This window comes from Draconibacterium mangrovi, from assembly GCF_010586825.1.
GTDB lineage: Bacteria > Bacteroidota > Bacteroidia > Bacteroidales > Prolixibacteraceae > Draconibacterium > Draconibacterium mangrovi.
In genome coordinates, this window is record NZ_JAAAGB010000008.1 from 188,019 (window position 1) to 200,226 (window position 12,208).

Consider the following 12,208-nt stretch of genomic DNA (forward strand, 5'->3'; position numbering starts at 1 on the left):
ATTTATTTTTATAATCATTATTCATTTATTACCTTCCAGATGCAAACATCTGTTTTGCGTTTTTTACCTTTACCTGCTTTTACTTCAATTTTATTTTCGCCGTTTTGCAACTGCCGTTTCTCCCAAATAAATGTGGCATAATTACCTTGTTGAACTCCCTGAGATTTTCCATTGATAAAAAGCTCAACTTCATTAAAACTGGAATAAACTTTAATGTCTGTAACATTTGTTTCCCGTTCTGTAAACCGACGGTTTGTAATGTATAGTGTTGGTTCTTTTGTATTCCAGTTGGCTTTGTAAAACCAAAAAGCATCTTTTTTTACTTTTCTGTCGAAACTTATTAATCCTTTATCATTCCGCCCGTCTGAGTCACCTTCGGTTCGGTGGGCAGCGCCAAAGTCAAACATGTTCCAAATGTAAGTGCCCCATAGATACGGTCTGCTGTCAATGGCTTTCCAGTTTTCTTCATGATAGTAAGCCTGCCATGCTTCGGGATGCCACTTGCTTGTTGCAACCGGTTTTTTTAATTCATTCTCGTGCTGGGAAATACTTGCTCCTGCCCCATATTCACTAATTCCGATACATCGGCCTGGGAAATTTTTATGCACCCGATCGGCCCAGTTGCCAATTTCTTCGGGTTTGCCACCATACCATCCGTAATAACGATTCCAGGCAATTAGGTCAGTAATATGGTTAATTTCTCCGTTAATATTACTTGCAGCAGATGTTATACGCGACGGATCGAGTTGATGAGCCAATGCCTGCAATTCAGCCAGGTACGAAGCAGGGTTGTCGCCATCTTCTTTTAATTCGTTAAATAGCCCCCAAAACAATATTCCAGGATGATTATAATTTTGTTTAATCATTTCGGTGAGTTGCAGTTTACCGTTTTCGCGAAATGAAGTTTGATCAACAAAACCTTTATTTCGGTATCCGCCCGGACCAACAAAAGGAATTTCCGACCAAGTTACAAGTCCGGCTTCGTCGAGTAAATTATAGAAATACTGATCATTAGGATAATGCGCCAGACGAATGGCATTTGCCCCCATTTCCAGAATCAATGCTAAATCCTCGTTGTGGTGTTGTGGCAAAAGCGCATTGCCAATTTCACTTCGGTCCTGGTGACGACAAACGCCCCTCAGTTGAATATGTTTTCCGTTTAAGAAAACTCCTTGTTCCGGGTCAACAGAAAAATAGCGTATTCCCAGCGACTGCTTTACCGAATCAATGAGCTGGTTGTTTTCTTTTAGCAGAACTACTGCAGTATACATAAACGGATCGTTAACCCCATCCCAGAGATGTGGATTTTTGATCTGAAATGGTAGTTTAACTACTGCTTGTCCCGAATGGTTCAATGAAACATTTTTTGTTTTGCTTACCACCAGTCGATTATTATCCAAGATTCTCATTTCCAGATCAAACTCACCTCCACTTGCTGAATTAATCCGAATTTCAGATTCGAATTCAGCACTATCTTCAGTTACCTGTAAAGGCGTTAAATAAACTCCGGAAGATGCATAATCTAAAGGAGAAACGCACGTACGTGACGTTCTTAATATTGAAACATTACGGTAAATTCCGCCATAGAAATTAAAATCGCCCAACAGAGGCATTACGTCAAGAAAAAGCGCATTACTTACACGTACTCTAATTTCGTTTTCCTGTCCGTATTTAACGACATCGGTAATTTCAAAATTAAATGCAGTATAACCACCGCGATGCTCGCCAACGTGTTTACCGTTTATAAAAACATTGGCAACCGTATTTACACCCTCAAATTGTAAAAACAGGCGCTCCGCTTCCCAATCTTTCGGAATATCAATAATTTTTCGATAAATACCTTCGCCTCTAAAATAGTCGGGATTGCCATTTAGCGCATCCTTATCATTCCAAGTATGCGGTACATTAACAGATTCCCACACTTCCTTTTTTACTTCGTAGCCGAAGGCAAAGTCCCAGTTTTGGTTTAGCGACACCACCTCGCGGCTGTAAATGCTAATTATGCCAACGAAAAAGATGGTTAGAAATACTATTGTTCGTTTCATTTTAAAATCAACAAGTAGCTTTTCATGCTACGTTATAATTCATAAACCGTGCGAAAATGTTAGACGTTTAATTAGTTCCTTATACTCAACTAATCTTTAGCCATTTTCACACTACAAGCTTACACCTTGTTGCTGAAAATATCTTGCAGTTGTGTTGCAAGTTCTTTCATATTGGTGCCGAACTTGCACATTTGACGCATGGGTGCAACATGTATGAAAATAGCTTCAAAACCGATATTCTCTGAAAAGTTTGTTTCGGCAGTGAAAAGGCCTTAACAGTTACTAAGCTATTATACATTGGAATACATAAGTTTATGTCTAGAATGAAATTCGATGATATAGTACATTAGACAGAAGTCTGAAGTCTGAGAACGGAAGAAAAAGATTCTACAATGTTTTCCGAACTCCGGTCTACGGTCCAAAAAAAAGAAATTTATAGAACGAAAGTAGCTACAATAAAACCTGACTGCAGTGAAGTAATAACGATGTGAATTCAAATTGAGCCTTTTATTCCTCAATCGCCATTAACTCCTGAATAATCCAGGACAAGCAATTGCAATTTCAAAGTTTCGCTTAAGGCTTACCCGTAAAAACAATTGAAATATCGAAATAATAGTGAAAAAACCGGCTAACTATACAAAGCTAACCGGTTAAACTAAACTAAAACTGATGCGTAAAATAGGGCTACCAAAAACTCTATGGACAATTCTAGTTTTAAATATTTACCAATAAATATTTTGTTTTACTTTTTTACCTCTCCCTAAATAAAATCATCGTTCCTCAATAAAGCCTGACATCTTCCTTCGCCCGGGGAGAAAAAGCGAAACCCCATGGCAAAGCGTCTGGGAATTCTTTAGATTAAACTTTTCAATGTTTGTACTTTAAAACAGAAGATAGATTTTAAATTGTAAGATTATGGTTTTGTAATGTATTCTGTTAACACGACCGAATCATTTTTTTACACTAATGTTGCCCTTTAACACATGTGTTTCATTTGTGAAACATTAATGCAAAAAGTTATAATATACGTTAACTAAATTTGCAGCGCGTATAGCGTCTTAAAGCATTAAAACAATTAAGACTAAACTGTCGTAATACCTTTGTGAAAACAATTGACTAATTTTGAAACAGACTAAATTAATAAAACAATTTATTTTGAAACCGTTCCTGATATTATTATTCGTCTTGGTGGCTTCCCAAGCACTATTTGCCAAAGACGTCTCCTTTCAGCAAATTTCACCCGATGGAGGAATCGTTGTTGGTGGTATTAACGATATCATACAAGACAAATATGGTTATACCTGGGCTGCTACTTCTCAAGGCCTTATTAAATACAGCAGTGCTGGTTACGAAATCTACAGAAGTCTTGCCGACGATACGCTTTCGCTTGCATCCGACGATATTAATGGTTTCTTCATTGATAAAAATCAGCGACTATGGATTGGAACAAGCCTGGGAATTTGCTGTTACAATCCCGATGAGAATAATTTTAATCGATTCCGCTATGTTCTTCCTGATCATTCACTACCCAACCACAATGTCAGGCAAATACTCATTGATTCGGAGAATAACCTGTGGATTATTAGTCGACACGGATTAGGAATTATTAATATAAATCAAAAAGTTTATTACCCGGTAAGTTTCCCTGATGGAGAAATCCCAAATATTATTTGCAAAGATAAAGAAGGAATACTTTGGATAGGCAGTGTGGAAGGCAGTTTGTTTACTATCAACAATTCAACATTGGAGGTTCAGCTTGTAATAAAAGGACTGGGTTCGAAAATTAATTCAATTTGTGAAGCAAATGAATTACTTTGGATTGGTACTGAAAAAAACAGCTTGGAATGCATAAACAAATCAGGCAATATTGTAGCCCACCCAAGTTTCAACAAAGTTATTCCGAAAAACGAAACGATAAGAAAGATTATTCAGTCCCACGATGGAAGATTATGGATTGGCACCTACCATGGACTATTCATCTATCAGGATGGAAACGTTTCGCATTACGATTCAAGAAATAACAACTTACCACACACTTCAATTTATGCTTTATACGAAGATCCGAATTCAGGAATTTGGATTGGAACCTGGTCAGGAGGTATTAGTTATTATAGTCAATTTAAAAATCAATTTACAAATTATCGGCATACAAACAGTGCTACCTCGTTAAGCAATAACATTGTTAGTAGTTTTGCCGAGAATCAGTATCAGCAACTTTATGTAGGTACCGAGGTTGGCGGAATTAACTTCTTTAACCGGGAAGACAAAACGTTTAAAATTATTCCCCTGGATAAGAATTTGAGCGAAGCAAACATTAAATGCCAGACATTCGACAAATTTGGAGGCCATTGGGTTGGCACAAATAAAAACGGGCTGTGGTATAAAGCACCGGGAAGACTGTATTTTCAGCATTTTGCAAAAGGAGTAAACGATGGTAATCATGTTTCTTTCGACGAAATTTATGATTTGCAAGCCACCGATACAGGGATATGGATTGCAACGCATGGCCGTGGCGTAAATTTCTATAATTTTGCCAGCGGAAAGATTGAATTTGTAAGCATTTCTTTTGCAGAAAAACACCCAAATAACAACTATGTTAGAACTTTATTCGTCGACAAACATTCGCAGCTTTATCTTGGAACTTTAAACGGAGCATTTGTTATTAACCTGAAACAAAATGAACTGAAAGCAGATAAAATAATAAACGACTATATCTATTCCATTTTCCAAAAAAGTGATGACGAAATTTGGTTTGGGACACGCTCGAATGCAATTTATATCTACAACACCAAACAAAACAAAGTCACACATTTTAATGCCAATGAATTGCTTGAAGGCAGAGATGTATATGGTATTATTGAGGACGAAACAGGAAAACAATGGATTACTTCCAACAACGGTTTAATCTGTTACAATTCATCAAACAACCAGGCTAAACGTTATACCTTCGATGATGGAATTCAGGGGGCACTATTTTCTGCCAATTCTGTTTTTAAAGACAACAATGGATTTTTGTATCTGGGAGGAACAAACGGCTTTACAGTTTTCAATCCTGAAGGAATAAAACAAAACAATATACCTCCCAAAGTAACGGTTTCAACTGTTACTGTAAATAATAAAAAAACGCTATTTCTCAATTGCCTCGATGAGAAAACGATTACATTAGAACCCGATGAAAACACACTCCGAATCAATTTTGTATCAAACAATTATTTGTCGTCGCAAAAAAATCGTTATCACTATCGTTTAACAAACTATTTAAACGAGTGGCAAGATTATGGTAGTGAAACAAGTTTACTTTTCGCTAATTTACCGTGGGGAAAATATACTTTCGAAGTAAAAACAGCAAATAACGATGGGGTTTGGTCTTCAGAAAGTGCCCGGTTGAATATTATTATTTCCAAACCATTTTTTGCATCAAACCTTGCATTGATAATTTATTTTTTACTGGTTGGTTTCGTGATTTTTATGATAGTTAGAACAGCTAAAAGAAGAGCTGCTGCACGCGCAGAAATAGAGCGGGAAAGAATGCGCCACAAGCAGGAAGAACAAATTCATGAACTAAAACTTCGCTTGTTTACCAATATTTCACACGAATTTAGAACCCCTCTATCGCTGATTACAGGCCCGTCAAAACAACTTAAATCCGACAGCTCTTTATCATGGTCACAAAAATCATCGGCAGACATTATTTACAGGAATTCACAACGAATGTTAAACCTTATCAATCAAATTATTAATGTTCAAAAAATTGATAAAGGCGTTGAAGAACTGGAATTAGTAAATAACAATATTGTATCATTTATTCATGAATGTTGTAAAAACTTTAACCTCAAAGCAGAAGAAGAACAAATTAAGTATGAATTTAAAAGTGATTTTGATGTATTAAACATCGATTATGATGAAAAGAAAATTGATTTTATTATTACTAATCTGGTTTCGAATGCATTTAAATATACCCCAAAGTTTGGAGCGATAAATGTAAAAATTAGCGACACTCCATCAATATCATCCGATTACAGCAACTCCTTTAGTTTCGGGAATTCGCCTGAAGGTGAGCGAATAATCATATCAGTGTCAGATACCGGCCCGGGAATACCAGCCAGCGAATTGGCATCTGTTTTTGAACGGTTTAAGCAAGGTAAGGAACATAAAAGCGGGTCAGGTATTGGACTTCATTTGTGTAAACAATACACCTTGTTACTGCATGGATGCATAAAAGTACAAAGCACAAAAGATCGTGGAAGCTGCTTTACTATTGAAATTCCAACTATTCAAAGCGGATCGCGTGTTCTACAAACAAACGATAATATTCCCGGAGAAGTGCTTGAAACGGTTTCGGTTAATAGCCATGTGGCCTTTTTAAATCGGGCAGATAAAGAATCACAATTCAGCATACTAATTGTAGAAGACAATATTGATCTGGCCCATTACATCAGCAATTTGTTAAAGGCTCAAAATTTTAAAACTGAGATTTCGCAGAATGGAGAGAATGCACTTACGCTTCTTCTTAAAGATACATTCGATCTGATTATATCAGATGTAATGATGCCTGAAATGGATGGTTTCGAATTTTGTTCAAGAGTAAAAAGCGATATAGCGATTTCCCATATTCCAGTAATTCTTTTAACCGCTTTATCCACCACACAAAATAAAGTAACAGGGCTTTCAAAAGGTGCTGATGCATACATTACAAAACCGTTCGAAGACGAAATTCTCCTTTCCTATATCTACAATCTACTTTCGCAGCGACAACAACTTCACGAATATTTTCTGTCGCAAAACAACGAAGTGCCAAATAGCCAGCTTAATGGCCTGGATAATTATTTTCTGTCGAAAGTGAATGCTGTGATTGAAAATAACATGGACAATGAAGAACTTGATGTTGAAATGATGATGCAGGAAGTTGGATTTAGCAGAAGTCAGTTACACCGTAAGTTAAAACAAATAACAAACCATTCAGTTACGGAGTATATTCGGAACTACAGGTTAAAAAGAGCCATTGAGTTAATGAAAACCAATGAATTTAATATTGATGAAATATCGTTTAAGGTAGGCTTTAATACGCATTCCTATTTTACACGTTGTTTCAAAAAGAAATATGGGGTAAGCCCTAAAGAATATATAAAGTTAAAGCTCTGAATAATACCGATTACCCAAAAATATATGAATTATATTCAATACCAATACTTTTATACTGCCTTCTAAAAAGTTTTGAGCCTCAAGCATTATATAGTATTGGTTGCTACCCCAAACCTGCCTCGCCAGTAGTTCCCGAAAGTTGTATCGTATAACTAATTCTTTTCCCGACCAATTCTCTTTTAGTCCTAAGTCATTTGGGGCAAGCTACGCGTTCATGGCACTCGATAGTTAACAAAAACATTTTCGTTTCTTACTTTACAAGGCAAACAAACATCCAAGGATACCAATAATTACCTAATAGTCTATTTTTTCCATCGACTATTAAATTAGTATCGTTTTATGTTTTGTTATGCATAATACAAAATTTAAATGCGTACTATTATTCAAATATTAAGGAAAAGGTAAAATCATAGTTTTTATCATTCAGCCAGTATTTTTCATGGGTTTTAGCCCCCCAACTATCGTCTCCGCCAACTCCCATTTGTCCATAATCTACATTTAATGTTATACTGCCATTACGCGTTAAAGCTACAGGATGTGTAGCAGTCTCAAGTGTTTCCATGGTGTATGGCCAGGCTGAAAATTGAATGAGTTCCTTAGCTTTAATAATAAGTGCTTTGTTCTCTTTATCCGAAAAGGATACCCATCTTACGTCTGTATGATTTCCATTCTCCTGAGGCCGCACATAATCATGAATGAAATCATTGACAGTACCACGATGAATACCTACTTCGCCACATGTTTTTCTATCCCAATAAGTTTCCCAAGGGCCACGACCAAAAAAACTGACATTTTCATATTGATCATCAATGGCCATTTGCATACCAAGTCGAGGGATTTCAGGAATACTATCTCCAACAAGCGATATCGATGTGTGTACGTCTATAACTCCGTTCCCGGAAATTGCATAGGTAATTTCAACCTGACTGTTACTACCCACACCCAGTTTACTATTTGCCTTAACTACTACCAGTCCTGTATCAACCTGGTTCACATTAATTGTTTGAACCTTTATTGAAGGATTCTTCCATACGGCTAATCTTTCCGGCATTTTATTCCCACGGTCGTTGTCAGTTGGAACACGCCAGAAATTTAGTTTCATTGGAGATTTCAATATCTCTGTATTTTTGCTTTTATACGACATCAACTGTCCGTTCCGGGGATCAATATCAACTGAAAAATCCTCATTGGAAACCCGGATTAGATTTTTATTTTGGACTACCATTACAGAAGGTAAATGACACGATGGTTCTGATTCTGTTTCCGGCACATCAAAAGGGATAAGGTATTGGTCCCAAGCTGTAATATGCCCTTTCTTTGCCCACAAAGCATCTTCACGCAGAGTTGCTGTTACTTTTAGATGATATTCTGCCCCTGCTTTTACTTGTGGCTTAGTGAACGGTATGTGAATACGCATTTTCTGACGAGGCATTACATCGTAATTTGGCAGTTCTCCATTTTGGATCAAATGTCCGTTTTCGGTTAACTCCCATCTGAATAATAACTGCTTTGTTCCAATGAAAAAATTCTTATTAAACAAATCAACTTCGCCTTCGGGTAAGTTAACCGGCTCTATTTTTTGATATTGATATACTTTTTTCACCTCGTATAAAGCTGGATTTGGTGTACGATCAGGCCTCACTATTCCATTACAACAGAAATTACCATCGTTTGGATAATCATTGTAATCTCCTCCATACTTAAAGTATATATTTTCGCAAGTATCTTTAGCCTCCAGGCCTTGATCCACAAAATCCCAAATACATCCTCCCTGTAAATATTTATAGCCTTCAATCACATCCCAATAATCCTGAAAATTACCCAGGCTATTCCCCATGCTATGTGCATACTCCGAAAAAATCCACGGCTGGATACGTGTTGCTGATGCCTTGTAATCAAAAGTTCCCCATTTCCATGCATAGTTATATATTGCACCTGCGTTACCCGTTGCATAATTAACCAATTCCAATGGATGCGAATACTGAGGACAAATAATATCGGTATATGTGCGTGTTCCTGCACGTTCGTACTGAACCGGTCGATCAGGATCGCGCTGGCGAATATAATCACGTGCCACCTCAAAACTTGTTCCGTCACCAGCTTCATTACCCAGCGACCATATTATCACCGAAGGATGATTTTTACTTCGCTCTACCATACGGCGAATGCGATCAACATGGGCTTCGCGCCACTCCAGCTTATTGGCTAATGTCTTTACTGGTTCATAGCCAATCTCATGCGACTCAATATTCGCTTCATCAATCAAATACAAACCATATTTGTTACATAACTCATAGAAATAGGGATGATTCGGATAGTGGGACAAGCGTACAGTATTAATGTTGTTTTGCTTCATGATCATTACATCTTCCAGCATGCGCTCCTTTGAAATGGCACGACCTGTTACCGGATCATGTTCATGACGATTAACTCCTTTGATATAAATAGGCTGCCCATTCACTAATAACTCACCATCTGCCACTTTAACTTCCCGAAAACCGAAATCACATGATACACGCTCAATAACATTACCATCGTCATCTTTCAAAGTTAGGATAACCTTGTATAAATAAGGATTCTCAGCACTCCACTTATATGGGTTAGAAATTTTATGTTTCAAATACACAACACTTTCATTACCAGCAAGAATCATCATTGTTGTATGTTCTGCTAATGGTGATTGCTCATAATGATTACCTTCTGCATCAACCAAATCCAACTCTAAATGAGGGCGAAAGTGTGCCGAATCAGCATAATTATGGAGGTAAGCTGTTATATTGATTTCTGCATTTTTATAATCGGCATCAAACTTACTACGAGCAAAAAAATCGCGAATATGCAATTTCGGAGCTGCCATTAGGTAAACATCCCGGAAAATACCGCTAAATCGAAAAAAATCCTGATCTTCAAGGTAAGAACCATCACTCCACCGATACACCTCAACAGCTAATAAATTCTCCCCCTTCTTAACAAAGTCTGTTATATTAAATTCCGCTGATGTCATACTACCTTGACTGTACCCTACTCTTTCTCCGTTAATCCAGATATAAAATGCACTTTTTACACCGTTAAAATGAATAAATATCTCACGATCATCCCAGTTTTCACTTACCGTAAAATGATGACGGTAGGAACCAACAGGATTTCGCATCTTAAACGACGTATATGTGCTATCGGGCTCTGACATTACGTATGGAGGATTATTTTTAAAGGGATATTTTACATTGGTATAAATTGGTTTTCCATAGCCATGTAACTGCCAGTTGGAAGGAACCGGAATTTTATTCCAGTTACTATCGTCGTAATCAGGTTTATAAAAATCGACAGGACGTTCAGCAGGCTGTTGTACCCAATTGAAATTCCACTTGCCATTCAGCGATTGAATCCAATGCGAATTAGTCGGCATACCTTTTATGGCTTGTTCAAAAGTGTCAAACGGATATAAAACAGCATGTGGTTGCTCTTTATTTATTCCAATTACAGCTGGGTTTTCCCAGTCATTTATTTCTTGAGCTTTTAATAATCCCGTCAGCATTATTATGCTGATCGATAGCATTACCCCACTTATAATCCTAGACATAAATTTATTTTGATAATTCCTTATTATTTTTTCTGTAATTTTTTGTTCTCCAACTAAATAACCGGTTGAATAAAGCAAATAGTAATGCGCAAATGTTGCTAAGTAATGAAAAGTATGAAACAGCTGTAACATTCAATCCAATACTCCTTTCACGTTGCTCGTGTTTTATTATTACCGGTAATCATCCAATACCAAAGGAGCCAATCCCCCATTTTAATGCCATAGTTGGGATTTCGGTTTATAAAACGGCAATTACTGCAATCCGGATAAATAGAGCCAAACGTGGTTAACAATTTGGTAAGTTTCTAAGTTTTATATTGCAATTGAATTAATCCAGTATTTAAAATTCCGGCTATACCGGTTTCCCGAAATAATTGATTCGATATAATCTTCACAGCGTGGTTCAATGTATCTTAGTTCATCTAGTACATACAATGTTCCGTTGGGGTTATATGGCTTATTATAAGCAGAATTACTTTTGTCGGGTTCCCAGGATGTGTTCACAAACTCAAGATGAACATTGTTTGCCGGGTCGATAAGATAGGGTTCCCAAAAAGTAACACAGTCTTCAAGCGAACTGCCTTTGTTGTTTTTTAACCGATATAAACGTAGCGCTGCATCGCGCCCTTTAAAAGTTGCTACCGATTTTAATATACGTGAATAAAACAATAAGTTATAGGCATGATAGGTTAAGGCATCTCTGTTAACAAAATCGTGAGATATGCCATCGGATAATATATTTAATTCAATATGGCTTTTAAACTGACTGACAGCATAATTGTACAATATTTCATCTTCTAAAATTTCAGCAAAATAGAAAAGAAAGTTTATCCGAATGGTATTCCAGTTGTTTTCGAGCAGAGTACCATCTAGTTTCAGGTTCTTATAATAGTTGGCCCGCATTTTTATCCATTGATCAATTTGTTTTCTGTCGCCTTCGTCAATGCTTTTACGAATAATTGAGTAGGCTTCGTAGATGGGAGATAATAACGACTCATTTGGGGTGTGCTTTGTTGGTTCGTTAATTAATGCCCAATTTAAAATTAGAGATGTTGCCTTGTTTAAATAGTTTTGAGCCTGAATTGACTCCTTATTCATAAAAAACCAGCTAACGGCAATCTGGTAAATGTCGTTTGCACTTTGTTTATATTTGGACTGATCTGCATTATCAAGGCTTTTAACGCTGTATGAATCGTGTAACATTGCTTCTTCTGCCGGATTTGTAATCCAGCTATTGAATGCCGCTTTCGCATCTGCCGATGTCTCCAGTTCTTTAAGTGCCGAAGCCCAGGTTAAGGAGTCCGCAATAAGATTGGGAAAAAACTCAATGTTACCTTTCAGATCGTTTTCAGGGAGGTCTTCCAAGGCATCGCTACTTTGGCACGAATACACCATGTAAACTGCCATTGATAAAACTAAAAATACTCTTTTCGAAATCATA

At 37.0% G+C, this 12,208-nt stretch carries 4 protein-coding genes; 1 reads left to right on the top strand and 3 read right to left on the bottom strand.

Going from position 1 to position 12,208, the window contains the following annotated elements; translation table 11 throughout:
• Nucleotides 1-17 precede the first annotated feature (17 nt).
• Entirely contained in the window at nucleotides 18-2,045 is a 2,028-nt protein-coding gene (lacZ4, locus tag G4420_RS18415) for a beta-glucuronidase LacZ4 (protein WP_163325411.1), read from the bottom strand.
• Nucleotides 2,046-3,167: 1,122 nt separating this feature from the next.
• Here lacZ4 and G4420_RS18420 point away from each other — a divergent pair.
• Entirely contained in the window at nucleotides 3,168-7,187 is a 4,020-nt protein-coding gene (locus G4420_RS18420; protein ID WP_163325412.1) for a hybrid sensor histidine kinase/response regulator transcription factor, read from the top strand.
• A gap of 379 nt (nucleotides 7,188-7,566) precedes the next feature.
• Here the strand turns inward: G4420_RS18420 and G4420_RS18425 are convergent, their stop codons facing one another.
• Entirely contained in the window at nucleotides 7,567-10,767 is a 3,201-nt protein-coding gene (locus G4420_RS18425; protein ID WP_163325413.1) for a glycoside hydrolase family 2 TIM barrel-domain containing protein, read from the bottom strand.
• Between the two features lie 312 nt (nucleotides 10,768-11,079).
• Entirely contained in the window at nucleotides 11,080-12,207 is a 1,128-nt protein-coding gene (locus tag G4420_RS18430) for an alginate lyase family protein (RefSeq protein ID WP_163325414.1), read from the bottom strand.
• Nucleotide 12,208 lies beyond the last annotated feature (1 nt).